The organism is Pseudomonas sp. NFACC10-1, assembly GCF_900119195.1.
In the GTDB taxonomy this organism is placed as follows: Bacteria; Pseudomonadota; Gammaproteobacteria; order Pseudomonadales; family Pseudomonadaceae; genus Aquipseudomonas; species Aquipseudomonas cerasi.
Genome location: NZ_FPJB01000006.1, coordinates 429,383 through 452,088, shown reverse-complemented (window position 1 = coordinate 452,088; position 22,706 = coordinate 429,383). Strand labels below are relative to the sequence as shown.

At 61.4% G+C, this 22,706-nt stretch carries 1 protein-coding gene; it reads right to left on the bottom strand.

From position 1 onward, the window contains the following. Positions 1–94: 94 nt before the first annotated feature. A complete protein-coding gene (locus BT119_RS19070) occupies positions 95–22,663 on the bottom strand; it encodes a non-ribosomal peptide synthetase (protein WP_072366650.1) in 22,569 nt (7,522 codons plus the stop codon). Positions 22,664–22,706: the final 43 nt, after the last annotated feature.

Below are 22,706 nucleotides of genomic sequence, written 5' to 3'. Positions count from 1 at the left end.
CGTTGGGAAAGCGTTGGGAAAGCGTTGCGAAGGGCTTCAGGGTGGAAGGCAACCACTCGACCGTTTGCAAACCGGTCGGGTGGTTGCCGTGGCTTCAGATACGGCGTTTGCGCTTGAACGTCGGAATTTTCGTCTCCGGCACCTCCAGCCGCTTGACCTTGCCCACTGAGGCCGCCACCTGAATAAGCGTCGGATGACCGAACAGCACTCTAACGTCAGCTTCGAGGTCCGCCTGACGCATGCGCTCGATCAGGCTCACCGCCAACAAAGAATGCCCGCCCAGCTCGAAGAAATGGTCATGACGCCCGACCTTTTCGACATTAAGCAGGTCCGCCCAAAGCGCTGCCAGTTTGATCTCGACGTCACCCACCGGGGCTTCGTAAGCGCGCGAGACAAGTGCGCTGCTGTCCGGTGCCGGCAGGGCCTTGCGGTCGAGCTTGCCGTTCGGCGTCAGCGGCCACGCGTCAAGCGGCATATAAGCTGCCGGGAGCATGTAGTCCGGCAGCAGCCCTTGCAGGTACGTGCGCAGATCGCTGCTTTCCGGTAGCCGTGCAGGGTCGGACGCTGTGAAATACGCCACCAGACGGGTTTCGCCTGGTACGTCCTCACGGGCGACAACCACCGTTTCCTGTACCCCTGGGTGCTTGGCCAGACACGTTTCGATCTCGCCCAGTTCGATACGGAAACCACGGATTTTCACCTGATCATCGTTACGACCCAGGTATTCGATATTGCCATCCGGCAGATAACGGCCAAGGTCACCCGTGCGGTACATGCGTGCCGCGGGCTGCTGGCTGAACGGGTCTTTCAGGAAACGTTCTGCGGTCAGATCATCGCGGTTCAGATAACCACGGGCCACACCTGCCCCGCCGATGTAGATTTCACCCGGCATACCTCGCGGAACGAGCTGTTGCTGCTCGTCCAGCAGATAGAACCGGGTGTTGCCCACCGGCCTGCCGATATGCGGAGCGAAGCCGTCTTCGCGGTCCATCGCCACCCAGCTTGAGTAAGTGGTGGTTTCGGACGGCCCGTACAGGTTGCAAAGGCGCTGCACGCCGGTTGTCTCGAACAGTGATTCGACCAGACTGCGCTTGAGCGCTTCGCCAGCGACGTTGACGGTGTGAACCGATCCTGGCAACCCGTTGATTTCCAGCAGCGCTTTCAGCGCTGACGGCACGGTGTTGATCAGGCCGATATCGTGTTCGCCGTGTTGCAGTTCAAGAACGTTTTTCACCACGTTGATGCTGCCACCCGATGTCAGCGGCGCAAAGCACTCGTAGACCGCGAGGTCGAAGTTCAGCGAGGTGGAGAACAGCGTTTTTTCCAGCGCAGAACCGTCGAAAGCCATGTGCGCCCAGGTCAGGAAGTTAACGGTGTTGCGGTGTTCGATCATCACGCCTTTCGGCATACCGGTCGAACCCGAGGTGTAGATCAGGTACGCCAGATGTGCCGAGGTCAGGCCCTCGACTTCCGGGTTCTGTATGGATTCGTGTTGCCAGGCGCTCTGATCATCAAGGTCGATGGTCTGCACCGAAACGCCTGCCAGCAAATGCCGAGTGGCTGCCTTGACCAACACCGCCGCTGGCTCACTGTCCTGCAATATGTAAGTAATTCGTTCGGCCGGATAAGCCGGGTCCAGCGGCACATAGCCACCGCCCGCCTTGAGGATCGCCAGCAAGCCGACGATCATTTCTGCCCCGCGTTCTACGCAGATCCCCACGCGGGAATCCGGCTGAACGCCCTGTTTACGCAAGGCATGGGCCAGGCGGTTGGCCTGGTCGTTGAGCTCGCCATACGTCAGGCGCAGTTCGCCATGCACCACCGCCAAAGCCTGCGGCGAGCGCTCGACCTGCGCTTCGAACAGGCCATGAATGGTCTGCTGCTGCGGGTAATCCAGCTCGGTAGCGTTGAGCCCGAACACCAGTTGCTCACGCTCTGCTGCCGGCACAACCGACAAACCTGCCAGAGGCATCTCGCTGGACTGCTCCAGTGTGCTGACCATGCTCTCCAGTGCCGTCTGCATATACGCGCAGACCCGTTGCGCATCGATACTGGCGATGGTTTGGACCGTGAGGCTGAAGCCCACCCCTTCATCGTTGACCGAAAGGGTCAACGGATAGTTGGTGCGTTCTTCACTGTGCAGATGTTCAATGCCCTGCCAGGCGTCGAAAGCCTGCTGATTGACCTCTGCGTCGACATGCCGATAGTTAAGCAAGGCACTGAACAGTGGCGTTGACGCGGGCACCCCGCTGCAGCGCTGGGCCAGTACCAGTGAGGCGTGCTCATGGGCGACCAAGCCACTGAGCCATGCGTGAGTGGTTTTCAGGCCACTGCGCACGCCCTGCTCACCCAGCGTGACGCGCAGCGGCAAGGTGTTGATGAACATTCCCAACGCCCTGTCGGAGCCGACACCGCCCTGCAAACGACCGAGCAACACGGTGCCGAATACCACATCGTCTTTGCCTGACACCGCGCCCAATACACGGGCCCAGGCCAGGTGATACAGGCTGGCGGAGCTGACCCCGAGTTGACGAGCCTGCGCCCGCAAGCGCTGACTCAGGTCGATATCGACCCGCTGGCATGCTTCCTCGATACCGCGCCCGTTGCCCTGCACGTCCTGCACGCCGAATGGCAGCGTGGGCTCGTCGATGTCACCGAGCATGTCACGGAAAAACGCCTCATGTTCCTCGCGGCTTACACCGAGTCTGGCCTGGGCCACGTAATTGCGATAAGGCACGGACGGCGGCAGCGAGGCTTGCCGGCCGAGCATGTGCGCCTCGATTTCGCTGGTGAGAATGCGCAGCGACGTGGCGTCGTCAACCAGGTGGTGGAACAACAGCATGCCCAGCCAGCGATTATTTACCGCGTCGTGGGCATAACCGATGCGCAGCATCGGTGCCTGACGGATGTCCAGGCGCGTGTGACGCGGGTCGAGACGCTTGAGCAACTGTTCGGTGACCTCGCCATCGGCCGGGTCTATTATCAGCTCATCAAGCATCAGAGGCGCTTCACGCCAGACCACTTGCACCGGAGCCTCGAGACGCTCCCAAAGCACGGCGGTGCGGAGGATATCGTGCCGCGCGATTACAGCTTGCAGTGCTTGGGCGAAACTGTGCAGACGCTGGTTATTGTCGAAGGAAAATAGTGCGTATTGCAGGTACGGGTCACCCTCGACCGCTGCAAGGTGGTGATACAAAATCCCCTCCTGCAGCGGCGCCAGGGCATAGATGTCCTGCACGTTGGCCATGCCGCCGGGCACGCTGGACGCCACGCGGTCGATGTCGTCCTGGCTCAGTGATGCCAGCGGCAGCATGTCTGGAGTGATGCGCTCGCAGTCGGTGGGAATAAGGTTGGCGGGCACCTCGACGGCCCCCTTGCCGCCCACCGCCGCCGCCAGGGCTGACAGGGTCGGCTGGCTGAACAGCACGCGTACATCGGCAATCAGATCGATCTGGCGCATGCGCTCGATCAGTTTCACGGCCAGCAGAGAGTGGCCACCCAGTTCGAAGAAGTGGTCATGCCTGCCGACCTGCTCCAGTTGCAGCAGGTCTTGCCAGATATGCGCAATGGCCATCTCGGTATCGCTTTCGGGCGCCTCGTAGCCACGGCTGATCAGCGCATCACCGTCCGGTGCTGGCAGCGCCTTGCGATCCAGCTTGCCGTTCGGCGTCAGTGGCATGGTATCGAGCAGTACGTAAATGGCCGGAACCATGTATTCAGGCAACTGCTGCTGCAGGTGACCGCGCAGGGTTTCGATATCGACAGCAGTGTGCTCGGCAGACTGCGTGTAGTAAGCCACCAGACGTTTGTCACCGGGTATGTCTTCGCGAGCGGTGATCACCGCTTCATGGACCGCCGGGTGTTTGGCCAAGGCGGCCTCGATTTCGCCGATTTCGATACGCAAGCCGCGAATCTTCACCTGGAAGTCATTACGGCCCAGGTATTCCAGCGCACCATTGGCCAGCCAGCGACCCACGTCGCCGGTTTTGTACAGGCGGGCCTGCGGATCGCTGGAAAACGGGTCAGCGATGAAACGCTCGGCACTCAGCTGCGGCTGGTTAAGGTAACCCCGCGCTACGCCGATGCCGCCAATGTGCAGCTCACCGGCCACGCCCAGTGGTTGCAGCTGGCCCAGGGCATTCAGTACGTGCATCTGAATGTTGGCAATCGGACGGCCGATGGGCACGCTTTCGCCCGGATCTGTCGGGCGGCATTCCCAGGCGGTAACGTCGATGGCCGCTTCGGTCGGGCCATAGAGGTTGTGCAGTTCGACGCCCTTGAGGTGTTGCTCGAAGCGGCGCTGCAACGCGCGGGGCAAGGCTTCGCCGCTGCACAGCACTCGGCGCAGTTGCGGGAAGTCGCGGGTTGAGCGGTGCTCCAGAAATACATCGAGCATTGAGGGCACAAAGTGCAGCAGGGTAATGCCCGCGTCACTCATGACCTGCGCCAGATAGTCAGGGTCCTGATGGCCACCGGGACGGGCCATGACCAGTTCGGCACCGGCCAGCAGCGGCAGGAAAAATTCCCAGACCGACACGTCGAAGCCGAACGGGGTCTTTTGCAGTACCCGATCGTTGCTGTCCACGTGATAGGCGTCGCGCGCCCAGAGCAGGCGGTTGACGACTCCCAGGTGTTCGTTCATTACGCCTTTGGGCGTGCCGGTGGAACCGGAGGTGTATAGCACGTAGGCCAGATGATTGGGCTGCAGGCCCAGGGCGTTGGCATCCGTGTTGCCGCTCGGTTGCTTAGCCAGTTGCGCGCTGTCCTGGTGGTCATCGAGCACCAGTATCGGCAGGTTTATGGCTTGCAGGTTTGCATGCAGGTCGTTGGTGGTCAGCACCGCCTGCGGGGCGCTGTCGTTGAGCATATAGGCCTGGCGCGCGCTCGGCAGGTCCGGGTCGATCGGTACATAGGCACCACCGGCCTTGAGAATACCCAAGAGCGCCACGACCATTTCCGGGCCGCGACGCAGGCTTACTGCGACCCGCGTGTCCGGTTCCACGCCCAGTTCGATCAGGTGATGGGCGAGCTGGTTGGCCTGTTGGTTGAGTTCGGCGTAAGTGAGTAGCGGTCCGCTGTCGCCGCGTACGGCGCAAGCACCCGGACGCTGGGCGGCCTGTTGTTCGATCAGTTGGTGAATCAACACGTCGCGAGGATAAGGATGGGCAGTGTCATTGAAACCCGCCAGCAACAGCTCGCGCTCGTCATCCGGCAGTATCGGCAGGCTGTTCAGCGCTGCTTGCGGGGTGTGTTCCAGTGCTTCCACGAGGCTGCGCAGTGCAACCTGCATGTACTCGCCGATGCGCGTTGCACTGATTTGTTTGACGGCCTGAATGGTGAGCATGAAGTCATCGCCCAGGTCATCGACGTTCAGGCACAACGGATAGTTGGTGCGTTCCTCCATGCTCAGGGTCTGAATGCCCTGCCAGGCTGACAATGTGTCGGCCGAGGCCGCGCCGTTGTTGCTGTGGCGGTAGTTGAGCAAGGTGCTGAACAGCGGCAGCGAACTCGGCACGCCGCTGCAGCGCTGGGCCAGCGACAGCGAAGCATGCTCATGCCCCAGCAGTGCCGACAGGCGTTGGTGAGTGACCTTGACCGCCGCCAGAGCACTCTGGCTGCCGACGCTGATGCGCAGCGGCAAGGTGTTGATGAACATGCCCAGCGCCCGGTCGGCACCGTTGCCGCCCTGCATCCTGCCCATCAGTACGGTGCCGAACACGACTTCTTCGCGCCCCGAGACCCGACCAGCCACCTGAGCCCATGCCAGGTGGGCAAGGCTTGCAGCGCTGACCCCCAACTGCCGCGCAATGCTGCGTATACGGCTGCTCAGTTGGCTGTCGAGTAACTGATTCACTTCCTCGATGCCACTGCCATCGCCCTGCACGTCCTGTATGCCGTAAGCCAGTGTTGGTTCGTCGATGTCGCCGAGCATGTCGCGGAAAAACGCTTCGTGTTCAGCCTGGCTGATACCCAGACGCGCCTGTGCCACATGGTTGCGATAAGGCACCGGGGCCGGCAATTGCTCGATATGACCCTGCAGGCTGGCCTGCATTTCCTCCACTACCACTTCCAGAGAGGTGTGATCCAGCGCCAGATGGTGGAACAGCAACATGCCGACCAGACGCTGGTGGGTGGTGTCCTCGGCGTAGGCGATGCGCATCAGCGGCGCCTGGCCGATGTCCAGGCGATAGTGCCGTGGGTCAAAGCGCTCGCGCAGTCGTGTCAGCACGTCACCGTCGAGCGGATCGATGGCCACCTCTTCCAGGCTCAGTTTCGCGTTGCGCCATACCACCTGCACCGGCTGCTCAAGCCCCTCCCAGACCACGCTGGTGCGCAGGATGTCGTGACGTTCGACCACGCTCTGCAAGGCTGCGGCGAAACCGGCCAGGCACTCGCGATCATCGAACGCGAAGAGCATCTGCAAGACATAGGGATCACCTTCATCCGCAGCCAGATGGTGATAGAGAATGCCTTCCTGCAAGGGCGCCAGGGCATAGATGTCCTGAATGTTGGCCAGGCCGCCCGGCACGCTGGCGACGACCCGATCAATCCCTGCCTGATCGAGGTCAGCCAGCGGCAGCATGTCCGGGGTAATACGCTCGCAGCCCGGCACGATCAGGTTATCCGGCACTTGCACGTCGGTGTACCCGCCCACCGCTGCGGCGAGCGCGGCCAGGGTCGGCTGGTTGAACAGCGCACGTACGTCGGTACTCAGGCCGACCTGACGCATGCGTTCGATGAGCATCACTGCCAGCAGCGAATGGCCGCCCAGTTCGAAGAAGTGATCATGACGACCGACCTGTTCGACCGTCAGTACATCCGCCCAGATCGCTGCCAGCAGGGTCTCGACTTCGCCTTGCGGTGCTTCATAACCACGGCTGATCAGCGCTTGCGCATCCGGCACTGGCAGCGCCTTGCGGTCGAGCTTGCCGTTGGCGGTCAGCGGCAGAGCGTCAAGCTGCACGTAGGCTGCCGGCACCATGTAGTCTGGCAACGTGCCTTGCAGATGGTTGCGCAGGTGTTCGATGTCGACAGGCTGCTGTGCGGTGAAATAAGCCACCAGACGCTTGTCGCCAGGCGCGTCCTGACGGCACAGCACTACGGCTTCGCGAACAGCGGAGTGTTCGGCCAGGCGCGCTTCGATTTCACCCAGTTCAACGCGGAAACCACGAATCTTCACCTGCTCGTCATTGCGGCCGAGATACTCCAGGTTGCCGTCGGCGCGCCAGCGCACCAAATCGCCGGTGCGGTACATCAGTGCGTTTTCCGACGGATTGAACGGATCGAAGACAAACTGCGTGGTGCTCAATTCATCACGGTTCAAATAGCCCTTGGCAACGCCTTGCCCGCCGATATACAGCTCGCCGGGCACGCCCAACGGCACGGGTTGACCTTGGCTATCGAGCACATACAGGCGGCTGTTGCCTACGGGTTTGCCAATAGGAATAGGGCCATTGCCGACCGAAACAATCTCGTAGGTCGCGGAAAAGGTCGTCGCCTCGGTCGGGCCATAACCGTTGAGCAGATGCTGTGGCGGATTATTCGCCAACACCCGGCCGATAACGGCCGGGTCCAGCACGTCGCCGCCGACAATCAGGTAGCGCAGGCGCGAAAAGGCCTCGCCCAGCCCCGAAGCGTATTGATGGAATAAACCGGCGGTCATCCACAGCACGGTTACGGATTGCTCCAGCAGCAGGCGCTGGAAATTCAATGGGGAGAGCAAGTCGTTCTGCCCGATCACCACCACACAGCCGCCATTGAGCAGCGGTGCCCAGACATCCAGCGTACTGGCATCAAACGCCGGGTTGGAGGCAAATGCCACACGATCCTTTGCATTGAAATCGGCATAACCGTTGTTGATCACCAGACGGCTTATGGCCCGATGCGGCACCAGCACACCTTTCGGAACACCCGTCGAACCTGAGGTGTACATGATGTAGGCAACACTTTCGCTTGACTGCGGCAACGCCAGATCAGTGTCTTTCAGATCGTTCAGGGGCAAACCGTCGAGATCGACACGCTGGGCAGCGGTTTCCAGCGACACTTGGCTGTGAGTGAGCAGTACACGCGCCTGGCTGTCCTCAACCATGAATGCCTGACGCTCGACCGGGGCATTGATGTCCAGCGGCACATACACCGCCGCGCACTTGAGCACTGCCAGCTGACTGGCGAGCAGGTGATGGCTGCGCTCCAGCAAAATCGCCACGCTGTCACCCTGCTGTACGCCAAGACCCAGCAGATGCCGCGCCAGACGGTTGGCCCGAGTGTTGAGTTCGGCATAGCTCACTGCAACGCCGTCGTGGATTGCCGCACAAGCCTCGGGGGACGCCCGCACCTGAGCTTCAAACAGGCCATGCACGGTCTGTTGCTGCGGATAGTCCCGCGCGGTGTCATTGATCGTCACCAGCAACTGCTCACGTTCGGCAGCGGGCAGGATCGGCAGGCTGTCGAGGGTCGAGGACGGTGATTGCTCCAGGGCATTCGACAGATGCTCCAGCACGGTCTGCATGTAGCCACAGACGCGTTTGGCACCGACGGTGCTGCTGACCAGTACCGTCAGGTTGAAACCGTTGCCTACGTCATCGATATTCAGGGTCAACGGGTAGTTGGTATGGTCTTTGGCACCGAAGGACTCGATCCCCTCCCAGGCAGTGGCGGTTTCCGCTGAAACGTCGCTCACGACACTGTGTCGATAGTTGAGCAACGCACTGAACAGTGGCGCCGGGGCATCCACGCCGCTGCAGCGTTGGGCGAGTACCAGTGGCGCGTGTTCGTGGCCCAGCAAAGCCGTTAGTTGCCCGTGGGTCGCTTTCAATCCCTCGACCACCGTCGTCGCGCCGATATCGACGCGCAGTGGCAAGGTGTTGATAAACATGCCCAACGAGTGGTCTGCACCCTCGCCGGCCTGCATACGGCCCAGCAGTACCGTGCCGAACACCACCTGTTCACGGGCCGAGACGCTGCCGAGCACCCGTGCCCAGGCCAGATGCATCAGGCTCGCGGCGCTGACGCCTGCCTGTCGAGCCTGAGTCCGCAAACGCAGGTTCAGTTCAGCGGGCAGGATCACGCTCGCCTCTTCGATGTCACCGCCGCCGTCCTGCACATCCTGCAAACCGAACGGTAGCGTTGGCTCGTCGATATCACCGAGCATTTCACGGAAGAAAGCTTCGTGCTGCGCATCGCTGACACCCAGCCGGGCCTGGGCCACGTAGTTGCGATACGGCACGCTCTGACCCAGAGAAGCACCCTGACCTAGCAAGTGCGCCTGCATTTCATGCAGCACCACGTACAGCGAGGTTGCGTCATTGACCAAGTGATGGAACAGCAGCATCGCCAGCCAGCGATCGTTGAGCGGGTCATGGGTAAAGACAATCTGCATCAAGGGCGCTTGACGCACATCGAGGCGGTAATGCCGGGGATCGAAGCGCTCGTGCAACTGCTCATCAATCGGGCCGTTTACCGGATCGAGGCACAACTCGGTGACGTGCATTTCAGCTTGGCGCAGCACCACTTGCACCGGTTCGTCGAGACCTTCCCACAGTACAGCCGTACGCAGGATATCGTGACGATTGATAACCGCTTGCAAGGCGTGGCTGAAATCGTCCAGTCGTGCGCGGTCGTGCAGACTGAACAGGGCTTTCAGGGTGTATGGATCGCCCTGCTCGGCACTGATGTGGTGATAAAGAATACCTGCCTGCAAAGGCGCCAGCGGGTAAATGTCCTGCACGTTAGTAGCACCGCCGGGCACATGCTTTACCACGCAGTCGATCTGCGCCTGAGTCAGGCTGATCAGCGGCAGCAGGTCCGGGGTGATGTGTTCGCAGCGTTCCGGAATCAGATTGGCTGGCACCACGACTTCCGTGCCACCGCCGACCGCTGTCGCCAGTGCCGCCAGCGTAGGCTGGCTGAACAGTACGCGCACATCGGCACTCAGACCGACCTGACGCATGCGCTCGATCAATTTCACTGCCAGCAGCGAGTGGCCGCCCAGTTCGAAGAAGTGGTCATGGCGACCGACCTGTTCGACCGTGAGTACATCAGCCCAGATCGATGCCAGTTGGATCTCAACCTCGCCCTGTGGTGCTTCATAGCCACGACTGATCAGCGATTGCGCATCCGGCATTGGCAGGGCCTTGCGGTCGAGCTTGCCGTTGGCGGTCAGCGGCAGCGCATCGAGCTGCACGTAGGCTGCCGGCACCATGTAGTCCGGTAATGTGCCTTGCAGATGGCTGCGCAGATGTTCGATATCGAGCACCGTTTCAGGCTGCTGCGTCGTGACATACGCCACCAGACGCTTGTCACCAGGAACATCCTGGCGGCACAGCACCACGGCTTCACGAACATCGGCGTGTTCGGCCAGGCGTGCTTCGATTTCACCCAGCTCAACGCGTAAGCCGCGGATTTTCACCTGATCATCGTTACGCCCCAGGTAGTCGAGAGTGCCATCGGCGTTCCAGCGTGCCAGGTCGCCGGTGCGGTACATCCGTGCGTCAGCGTGGAACGGATCACGCAGAAAGCGCTCGGCGGTCATCTCCGGTCGGTTCAGATACCCCCTCGCCACGCCTTCTCCGGCGACGTACAGCTCGCCCGCCACACCCAGCGGCACCAGTTGTTGATGCTCATCAAGCAGATACACGCGGGTATTGGCAATCGGTGTGCCGATGTCGAGTCTGCCGTCGGGCAGCAAACGCCCCGACGTGGCGACCACTGTGGCCTCGGTCGGGCCGTAGTTGTTGATGACGGTAAAGCCCGGATCGCGCTGGAACTGGCGCAGACGGTCGCCACCAATCAAGAGCGTACGCAAGGTGGGGTGAGACAGGTCGCGGCTGAAGGCATATTCGGCGACCGGCGTTGGCAGGAAAGCCACCTGCAGCGGTTGAGCGATCCACCAGTCGAGCAGTGCATCAATCTGTTCATTACCCAAGTCCGCAGGCGGCAGGTGCAGGGTCGCCCCGGCACACAGCGCCGGCCAGACTTCCCAGGCCATGGCGTCGAAGCCGAAGCCTGCGACGCTGGCGGTATGGCTGCCAGCCTGGAGATCGAAGGCCTGGCAATGCCAGTCGATCAGGTTGCCGAGGGTGCGGTGCTCGACCATCACGCCTTTTGGCTGGCCAGTGGAGCCGGAGGTGTAGATTACGTAAGCCAGATGCGTGGGGTTGAGCCCCGCCACTTGAGGGTTTTCCAGGCGTTGCGGCCATTCAGGGCGGTCAAAGGCGATGACCGGTGCAGACGTTTGCGGCACACGGTTCATCAGGGCCTGTTGGGTCAGCAGTACTTTGGGTGCGCTGTCGGCCAGCAGATAGGCAATGCGTTCGTCAGGGTGTGACGGATCGACCGGGATGTAGCCGGCGCCTGCCTTGAGGACGGCGAGCATGGCCACCAGCGTGTCCAGCCCGCGACGGGCCATGACCGCCACGCGATCATCGACACCTACGCCGAGACTGATCAGGTGGTGGGCCAGTGCGTTGGCGCGTTGATTCATCTCGCCGTAGTGCAGGCAATGCTCGCCCACCTGAGCCGCTACACCTTCTGGCGCGCTGGCGGCCCGGGCTTCGATCATGGCATGCACGGTCTGCTCGTCATTAACTTGCGCCAGCGCCGTCGTGTTGAGCGTTTCCAGCAGGTAACGGCGTTCCTCTTCGCCGACCAGCGGGATGCGATCAAGATGCGTCTGCTCATCAGCCGCCAGGGCTTCGAGGATCTGCATGAAATAGTCGAGATACCGTTGCGCCGTGGTTTCGTCGAACAGCGCCGTGGCGTAGTCCAGCGTCCCTGCCAGCGTCTCGCCCTGCTCGCTCAGGTTCAGCGAAAGGTCGAATTTGGACACCTGACTGTTCTGCTCGACCGGCTCCACTCTCAGGTCGCCAAGCGAATCGGCAACGTTTTTTCCCGGCATCCAGTTCAGCGTGGTCTGGAACAAAGGAGGATGGGCCAGGCTGCGTGTCGGGCGAACGACTTCCACAACCTGTTCGAACGGCAGGTCCTGATGCTCCTGTGCTTCCAGTACGCGGGCCTTGACCCGGGCCAGCAGCGCCTCGCCGCTCGGATTGCCCGAGGTGTCGATGCGCACCGCCAGGGTGTTGACGAACAGGCCGATCAGGTCTTCAAGTTCGGTATGACCTCGCCCTGCCACCGGGCTGCCAATCACCACGTCGGCCTGACCCGAAAGGCGCGTGAGTGTCGTCGCCCAGGCGGCCATCAGCGCCATGTACAGCGTGACGCCCTGACGTTGTGCCAGTTTGCGCAGGTCTGCTGCCAGATTTGCATTCAGTTGCACGGCAAGGCTGGCACCGGCGAAGTCCTGCTGCGCCGGACGTGGCCGATCAGTCGGCAGCGTGAGCAGCGTCGGCGCTCCCTCCAGTGCCTGATGCCAATAGGCGGCCTGGTGTTGCAGGCGTTCGCCGGACAGCCAGCGACGTTGCCATACCGCGTAATCGGCGTACTGGATCGCCAGCGCCGGCAGTGGATCGGGCTGTCCCTGGCAGAACGCCGGGTACAGCTTCAGCAGTTCCTGGCTCAGTACAGCCATCGACCAACCATCGGCGACGATATGGTGCACAGTCATCAGCAGCACATGACGGTCGTCGGCCACTTGCAGCAAATGAGCGCGAATCAGCGGGCCGTTAGCCAGATCGAACGGTGCTACCGCCTCGACCCGAATAAACTCTTCCAGGCCATGAGGCGCATGACGAATGTCTTCGACAGACAGCCCGGCGTCTGCGCAGGTGGGCACGAACAGTACTTGCGCAGCGCCTTCACAGGTCACAAATCGGCTGCGCAAGGTTTCATGGCGTTCGACGATACGTGCCAGGGCTCGGGCTAAGGCGGTGACGTCGAGCGCCCCCACAAGGCTCAGTGCCATCGGGATGTTATAGGCTTCGTTACCGCCGTCCATCTGTGCCAGGAACCACAACCTTTGCTGGGCGAAGGACAATGGCATTGGCTGATCACGCTTAACCGGCAGGATCGCTGTCAGTTCACTGCGCGCCACGCCATTCAGCGCTGTGGCCACCGCTGCCAGTTCACCGAGTGCAAACAGCTCGCCCAGCGGTAATTCAACGCCCAGCTGTTGGCGTACTTGAGACACCATGCGCATGGCCAGCAGAGAGTGCCCGCCCAGATCGAAGAAGTTATCGTAGCGACCAACCCGCTCGACCTGCAGTACCTCGGCCCAGATCTCGGCCAGCACCACTTCGACCTCACCTTTCGGTGCTTCGTAACCACGGCTGATCAGCGCTTGCGCATCCGGCACTGGCAGCGCCTTGCGGTCAAGCTTTCCATTGGCGGTCAGCGGCAGCGCATCGAGCTGCACGTAGGCTGCCGGCACCATATAGTCCGGTAACAAGCCTTGCAGATGGTTGCGCAGGTGTTCGATGTCCAGCGCGGTTTCAGGCTGCAGCGCGGTTACATAAGCCACCAGACGCTTGTCGCCAGGCTCATCCTGACGGCACAGCACCACGGCTTCACGAATATCCGAATGCTCGGCCAGGCGTGCTTCTATTTCACCCAGTTCAACGCGGAAACCACGGATTTTCACCTGATCGTCATTACGACCCAGGTATTCCAGATTGCCATCGGCACGCCAGCGAACCAGGTCGCCGGTGCGGTACAAGCGTGCCTGTGGGTCGCTGTCGAACGGGTCGGCAACAAATTTCTCAAGGGTCAGTTCATCCCGATTCAAATACCCCCTGGCGACACCCTGCCCGCCGATATACAGCTCGCCGGGCACGCCCAACGGCACGGGTTGGCCTTGGCTACCGAGCACATACAGGCGGCTGTTGCCCACGGGTTTGCCAATAGGAATCGAGCCATTGCCGACCGAAACAATCTCGCAGGTCGCGGAAAAGGTCGTCGCCTCGGTCGGGCCATAGCCATTAAGCAGATGCTGTGGCGGATCATTCGCCAACACCCGGCCGATAACAGCCGGGTCCAGCACATCACCGCCAACAATCAGGTAGCGCAAGCGCGAAAAAGCCTCGCCCAGCCCCGAAGCGTATTGATGGAATAAACCGGCGGTCATCCATAGCACGGTTACGGATTGCTCCAGCAGCAGGCGCTGGAAGTTCAATGGGGAGAGCAAGTCGTTCTGCCCGATCACCACCACACAGCCGCCGTTGAGCAACGGTGCCCAGACATCCAGCGTGCTGGCGTCAAATGCAGGGTTGGAAGCGAACGCCACGCGGTCCTGAGCGTTGAAATCGGCATAACCGTTGTTGATCACCAGACGGCTTATGGCCCGATGCGGCACCAGCACACCTTTCGGAACACCCGTCGAACCAGAGGTGTACATGATGTAGGCAACACTTTCGCTTGACTGCGGCAACGCCAGATCAGTGTCTTTCAGATCGTTCAGGGGCAAACCATCGAGATCGACACGCTGTGCAGCGGTTTCCAGCGACACTTGGCTGTGAGTGAGCAGTACACGCGCCTGGCTGTCCTCAACCATGAATGCCTGACGCTCGACCGGTGCATTGATGTCCAGCGGCACATACACCGCCGCGCACTTGAGCACTGCCAGTTGACTGGCGAGTAGGTCATGGCTGCGCTCCAGCAAAATCGCCACACTGTCACCCGGCTGCACACCAAGCCCCAGCAGATGCCGCGCCAGACGGTTGGCCCGAGTGTTGAGCTCGGCATAACTCAAGGCAACGCCGTCGTGGATTGCCGCACAAGCCTCGGGGCACGCCCGCACCTGAGCTTCAAACAGGCTATGCACGGTCTGTTGCTGCGGATAGTCCCGCGCGGTGTCGTTGAACGCCACCAGCAGCTCCGTCCGTTCGGCTTCCGGCACCACTGGCAGATCGCGCACTGCTGAGTCCGGTGCCGATTCAAGGGCTTGAACCAGATGGCTCAGGGCGGTCTGCATATAGTCGCAGATCCGCTGGCCATCGAAACCGGCTGCTACCTGTACGTTCAACAGGAAGCCTTCGCCTTGATCGTCCACCGACAGGGTCAACGGGTAATTGGTCCGTTCGAGTACGCCGAGCACCTGGGTATCCGCCCAACGATCGCCACCGCTGGCTTCACGTGCCGGGCTGTGGCGATAGTTGAGCAACGCGCTGAACAGCGGCGACGCTGCATCCACCGCGCTGCAACGTTGCGCCAGCACCAGCGGCGCGTGTTCGTGGCCGAGCAATGCGGTCAAACGGGCGTGGGTCTGACGCACGGCCTGACGCACTGCACACGTACCGACATCGACCCGCAGCGGCAAGGTGTTGATGAACATGCCCAAGGCGCGGTCGGCACCCAGGCCGCTTTGCATGCGCCCCAGCAACACCGTGCCGAATACCACGTCTTCACGCCCGCTGGCGCTGCCCAGCACTCGCGCCCAGGCCAGGTGATGCAAGCTTGCTGCACTCACCCCCAGTTGCCGAGCCTGAGTGCGCAGACGCTGACAAAAATCAGCCTCAAGCGCGTGGCGAACCTCCTTGATGCCCTGCCCGTCACCCTGCACCTCAAGCAGACCGAACGGTAGCGTCGGTTCATCGACATCGCCGAGCATCTCGCGGAAAAATGCTTCATGTTGTTCGCGACTCACGCCAAGATGGGCCTGCGCCACATAATTCCGGTAAGGCATCGCCGCCGGCATTTGCGCCGCGCTGCCTTGCACGTGAGCGAGCATTTCTGCGCTCATCACGTCCAGCGCGGTGTGGTCGAGGGCAATGTGATGGAACAGCAGGATCGCCACCCAGCGCTGATTCTCCGAGTCCTGCGCAAAGGCCAGGTGAACCAGCGGGGCCTGGCTGAGATCGAGGCGGTACTCGCGGGGATCAAAACGGCGTTGCATCTGGGCGACGATATCGCCGCCGCCCGGTGCCAGGGTGATTTGCTCAATCGACAGCTCGACCCGGCGTAGAGCCACTTGCAGCGGTTGTTTCAGACCTTCCCAGACCAGCGCCGTGCGCAGGATGTCATGGCGATTGATCATTGCCTGCAAGCCTTCGGCAAAACGTCGTACGTGCGCCGGATCATGCAGGGCGAAGGTTGCTTGCAGCAGATACGGGTCGCCCTGCTCCGCGGCGAGATGGTGATAAAGAATGCCTTCCTGCAACGGTGCCAGCGGGTAAATGTCCTGCACATTGGCCGCACCACCGGGAACGCCGGCGACAATGCGATCGATAGTCCCTTGGTCCAGCGAAGTGAGGGTCAGCATGTCCGGGGTGATGTGCTCGCAGCCGTCGGGAATGCCGTTGGCCGGAACCTCGATCTCGATACCGCCGCCCACCGCCGCCGCCAGTGCGGCAAGGGTGGGCTGGCCGAACAGCACGCGTACATCGGCACTCAGGCCAACCTGACGCATGCGCTCGATCAGCTTCACCGCCAACAGCGAGTGACCACCCAGCTCAAAGAAATGGTCGTGCCGACCGACGCGTTCAACACTCAGCACGTCGGCCCAGAGCTCAGCCAGCATGATTTCGGTGTCGCCGATCGGGGCCTGATAGTCGCGACTGACGAAGGCATCGGCTGATGGCTGCGGTAGTGCGCGACGATCCAGCTTGCCGTTTGGCGAGACCGGCAGTTTTTCCAGGTGCACATAGGCTGCCGGGATCATGTAATCAGGCAGCAGCGCCTGTAAATGCAGACGCATCTGGTCGGCCTCGGGCACCACCTGCCCGGCGTGCACGCTGAAATAAGCGACCAGGCGCTTTTCACCGGGAACGTCTTCGCGGGCCAGCACTGCTGCATCGCGCAGACCTGGAAATCGACCGAGACGCGCCTCGATTTCGCCCAGTTCGATACGGAAACCTCGGATCTTGATCTGATCGTCGTTACGGCCCAGATAGACGATCCTGCCGTCGGCCTGCCAGCAACCCAAGTCGCCGGTCTTGTACAGGCGCGCGTGTGGGTTGCCGACATCGCTGGCGGCAAACGGATCAGCGATAAAGCGTTCGTTGGTCAGTTCATCACGGTTCAAGTAGCCACGCGCGACACACGCACCGCCGATGTACAGTTCACCCGCGACGCCCACCGGAACGGGGCGCATGTGTTCGTCGAGCAGGTAAATGCGGGTATTGGCCACCGGCTGACCGATGCTTGGTAAGGTCGGCCAGGCCTGCGGGTCACCCTCAAGGGTCAGCGCCGTGACCACATGGGACTCCGTCGGGCCGTAGTGGTTATGCAGGCGGGCGTCGTTCAAACGGGCGAATAACTGCCGCATCGGTTCGGTGATTCGCAGTTGCTCACCGGCAGTGATTACGTCCTGCAACAGGCAATCAGTCTGTTCGGCTTCAGCGATCACCGCCTCGGCCAATGCCTGCAGGGCAATACACGGCATGTACAGGCGTTCGATACGCTGCTCGCAAATATGTTGGAACAGGCGGCGGAAATTCAGACGGGTATCACCGTGGATAAGAGACAGTTCGCCACCTGCACACAAGGTGCTGAAGATTTCCTGAAAGGCCACATCAAAACCCAGCGCGGCGAACTGCAAGGTGCGTTGCCTCGGGCGACCGTGCTCGACAGTCTGGGCGATCTGCCAATGCATCAGATTGACCAGCGGCGCATGGGGCATGGCCACGCCTTTGGGCTGTCCGGTAGAGCCCGAGGTGTAGATCAGGTAAGCCAGGTGCTGCGCGCCAAGCCTCGCAAGCTGCGGATTGGTCGTCGGCGTGCGGTCAATATCACTCTCGGCGCGGGCATCAGCCTCCAGCAGCAACACCGGCATGACGGCCTGCGCAAAGCGCTCACGCAAACCGCGTTGGGTCAGCAGCATTTTCGGTGCGCTGTCCTCAAGCATGTAGGCCAGACGTTCCGCAGGGTAAGAAGGGTCGAGTGGTACGTAGCCTGCGCCGGCCTTGAGAATGCCCACCAGGCCCGCGATCATTTCCAGACTGCGTTCCGCACAGATCGCCACCCGGTCATCAGCACCAATGCCTTCGGCGATCAACCGATGGGCAATCTGGTTAGCCCACTGATTGAGCTCGAGGTAACTCAGTTGCTGGCCTTCGTAGGTGACTGCCACCGAGTCGGGTTGCGCAGCCGCCTGGGCCTCGAACAGCTGGTGCAGCAAAACGTCTTGCGGGTAGCCGCAGTCGAATGCGTTGAAGTCTTCCAGCAATTGGCGACGCTCGTGCACGGGCAACCAGTCGAGGCTGTGCAAGGGTGCATTTGGCCGACTGTCCAGCGCGTCGGCCAGTTGCTCCAGCACGGTGTGCATGTAACCGCAGATGCGCCGGGCACCGATTCCGGCCACTGCCTGAACGGTCAGGCCGAAGGATTCGCCGAGGTCGTCCACCGACAAGGACAGTGGGTAGTTGGTGCGCTCTTCACCGCCGAGTACCTCGACACCGCCCCAAAGCCTGGTCTGCCCTGCCTCTTGAGGTGTCTGGGCGCCGACCGCGACATGGCGGTAGTTCATCAGTGCACTGAATAACGGTGTCGGTGCCGCCACGCCGCTGCATCCCTGGGCCAGTGACAACGGTGCATGCTCATGACTGACCAGCGCCGCCAACCGTGCGTGGGTGGTACGCACTGCAGCCTCAATGCCCTGCTCTCCGGCCGCGACGCGCAATGGCAAGGTATTGATAAACATGCCCAAGGCCCGTTCGGCGCCTTGACCACTGAGCAGGCGGCCCATCAGCACAGTACCGAAGGCCACGTCCTGACGCCCTGACAGGCGCCCGATCACCTGAGCCCACGCGAGGTGATGCAGGCTGGCGTTGCTGACGCCGAGGCGTCGGGCATGGGCGCGCAGACGTTCGGCCAGCTCCGGGTCAACCGGTAGCAGGGCTTCGTCGACTCCGCTGCCGTCGCCTTGCAGGTCTTGCAGGCCGAACGGCAGGGTCGGCTCGTCAACATCGGCGAGCATGTCGCGGAAGAACGCTTCGTGCTCCTCGCGGCTCATGCCCAATCGCGCCTGAGCCACATGATTGCGATACGGTACCGACGCTGGCAGATGGTTGCCGCGCCCTTGTCTGAACGCCTCGATCTCTGCGCCCAGCAGGGCCAGCGAGGTGGCGTCATCGATCAGGTGATGGAACAGCAACACCGCCACCCAGCTTTGGTTGACGGGATCCTCTGCGTAATGCAGGCGCATCATCGGTGCCTGATGCAGATCCATGCGTATCCGCCGTGGATCGAACTGTGCCTGCAATTGGGCCGCGACATCACCCTGCTCCGGATGCGGCAAAAACGCCTCGACGCGCAGCCGTGCCTGACGCCAGACCACCTGCACTGGCTCGTCGAGCTCTTCCCAGGCTACCGCCGTGCGCAGAATGTCGTGACGGTCAATGACTTGCTGCAAGGCCTCCGTGAAGTCCAGCAGTTGCTCGAAGCTATTGACCCGCAACAACGCCTGCAACAGGTACGGATCACCCTCCTCACTGCTCAAGTGGTGATAAAGAATGCCCTCCTGCAACGGCACCAGCCCATAGATATCCTGCACGTTGCCCACACCGCGCGGCACTGTGGCGACCAAACGGTCGATCTGTGCCTGGGTGAGTCGGGCCAGAGGCAGCATGTCGGGGGTAATGTGCCGACAGTCGGCGGGAATCTTATTGGTGGGCGCCTGCACGTCCGTGACATTGCCGCTCGCTGCCGCCAGCGAGGCCAGGGTCGGCTGGCCGAACAGCACGCGCACGTCGGCATTCAGACCGATGTCGCGCATGCGTTCGATCAGTTTCACCGCCAGCATCGAATGCCCACCCAATTCGAAGAACTGGTCATGACGGCCTACCTGCTCGACGCCCAGCAACTCGGCCCACAACCCGGCCAGGCGGGTTTCCGTCAGGCCTTGCGGTGCCTCGTATTGACGCCGGGCATAGGCCTCGGCCACGGGCAGCGGCAGTGCCTTGCGATCAAGCTTGCCGTTGGCGGTCAGCGGGAAAGCCTCCAGGCTGACAAAAGCGCTCGGCAACATGTGCTCGGCCAGCGACAGGCGCAGCTGTTCACGCAACCAGGTAGCGTCCGGTTCCAGGTCTGCCGTGCCGATGACATAGGCCACCAGGCGCTTGTCGCCCGGTTCGTCTTCACGCACCACGACCACCGCTTCACGCACGCCTTTGCAAGCGCTCAATCGAGCTTCGATCTCGCCCAGTTCGATACGGAAGCCACGAATTTTCACCTGTTCATCGTTACGGCCCAGGTATTCCAGGCTGCCGTCCGGCAACCAACGACCCAGATCGCCAGAGCGGTACATTCGCGCCCCGGGTTCCGGGGCGAATGGATCATCGAGAAAGCGCGTCGCGTTCAATTCATCGCGATTGAGGTAGCCACGGGCCACGCCTGCCCCGCCCACGTACAACTCGCCCGCCGCGCCTGGTGGCAGCGGATGGCCATAAGCATCCAGCAGGTACAGCTGCAGGTCGGGAATGCGCTTGCCAATCGGGCTGGCGCCAACGCGCTGCGCGTCTCCAGGCTGCAACGGATAATAGGTCACATGCACCGTGGTTTCGGTGATGCCGTACATGTTTACCAGTTGTGTTGTGGCGTTGACTTTGCGGGCGTACCACGGCTTGAGCATCGCCGTTTCCAGGGCTTCGCCGCCAAAAATCACCTGGCGCAGCGAATGCGCCTGCTCTTTTTCGCCCTGAGCCGCAATCAGTTGGCGGAACGCACTTGGCGTCTGGTTGAGCACCGTGACACCGGCACTGCACAGCAGCCTGTAGAAGTCTTCTGGCGAGCGGCTGACCAGTTGCGGCACGATCAACAGGCGGCCGCCGTGCAGCAATGCGCCCCAGATTTCCCAGACCGAGAAGTCAAAGGCGAACGAGTGGAACAGCGCCCACACGTCCTGTTCGCTGAAGCCGAACCAGTCTTCCGTGGCCGAAAACAGTCGTGCAACGTTGCGATGCTCGACCATTACGCCCTTGGGCAGACCGGTGGAGCCGGAGGTATAGATCACATAGGCAAGGTCGCTGGACTTGACCGCTACCTGCGGATTGCACACGGATTCGTTCTGCAGGTCGGCGTCGTCGAGATAGATCAGCGGCACTTCAGATAACGGCAACGCTTGTTGTACTGACTGTTGGCTCAATAATGCCACTGGCGTGCTGTCGCCGAGGGTATAGGCCAGGCGCTCCAGCGGGTAAGCCGGGTCCAGCGGCACATAACCGGCACCGGATTTGAGGATGCCCAGCAAGCCGATAATCATCGCCGGGCCACGCTCGACGCAGATCGCCACGCGATCATCAGGGAGCACACCCAGCGCGAGCAAGCGATGCGCGACCTGGTTGGCGCGGGCGTTGAGTTCGCCGTAGCTCAGGGTCTGCTCTTCGAATACCAGCGCCACGGCGTCTGGTCGTTCTGTAGCGCGTGCTTCGAACTGCTGGTGGATAGTCAGGTCATCGGCGAAATGTGGCTGATCGGCATTCCACGCCTGAACCCGGGAGGTGTCGGTCTCGCTGATCAGCGAGAACCCGTTCACCGGGAGTTGTTCATTCGTCAGCCCCTGCTCCATAACACGCTGCAAGCGCTCGGCAAGGAGGACAATCTCGTCGTGCTGAAAAAACGCCTCGTTGTAGATGTAGTGCATCCACGATTCAGTTTCGCAGGCGTTGGTGCGCAGGTAGATAGCTAGCGGCGTCTGTTCGTGGTTGTTCGAACACTTGGTAGTGCTGGCGGCTGCCTGATTGAAATGCAGCGGAAGGTTCTGGCGCTCATAGGAGAACGTCAGATCGAACAATTGGGTACGCTCGGTACGGCGCAATTCCAGCAGCCGGTTGAGGTCGCTGACCGGGAACCGCTGGTGGCGGTAATCCTGCTTGACTGCCCGACATATACCCTGGACCAGTTCTGCGAACGGCAGGTCTGGACTGAATTTCAGGCGCACCGAACTGAGTTGGGTAAAAAGCCCCAGGGTCTTCTTGTAGCCGGCATTGGAGCGGTTGAGAATCGGCAGGCCGATGACCAGTTCATCACGCTGGTAGACGCGGGTGAAGTACACGTACAGCACTGCCAGCAAAACATGGAACGACGAGGCTTGCAGTCGAAGCGCCAGATCGTCGATCTGCTGCTCCAGACCACGGTCAAGACCGGAGCTGATGTGGCCGCTGCGGCTGTGTGCTGTCTGGTTCTGAATAGAGACCTGGCGCGGGCGCGCTGTCAGCAACGGATCGGGGATCTCACGGTATTTGTCCAGCCAGTAGGCTTGATCGAGCGAAAAACGTCGCGACCCGCGATACTTGAGGTCGTCCTTGATGAAATCGACATAGGACGGCGCCGCAACGTCAGGCGTGCGCTGATTGAGCAGCGCATTGTAAATCTCACTGAGGTACGTACAGACACCGTCGATGCTCCAGCCGTCGAGCACGATGTGGTGGGTATAAAACACAAAGTAGAAGCGCTGCTCTTCGAGTTTGAGCAAATGCATTCGGTAGAGTGGCCCACCCTCGAGCCTGAACGCTTTTTCAAGCCGGGTCTGCACCCAGTGTTCGGCTGCCTGACGCGGGTCGTCATGCCCTTGCAGGTCGATCGGAGTCATACACTGCGGCATGCTCGAGGCGAAGGCCTGTAGCGGCAAGCCCTCCTCGTCACGTTCGTCAAGCAGGACCATGCGCAGAGCATCGTGTTCTTCAATCAACAGGTCCACGGCCTGCTGGAACAACACGGAATCGACGGCACCATCGATCTCCATATAGCCGCCGATGTTGTATAACGGCGAGTCGCCCTGGGTCATCTGATCCAGCCAGATATTGCGTTGCGCAGCGGTCAGGGCAAATGCCATACATTTCTTCTCGCAAAGGGTCGGCCTGGCCGCATACAAAAGG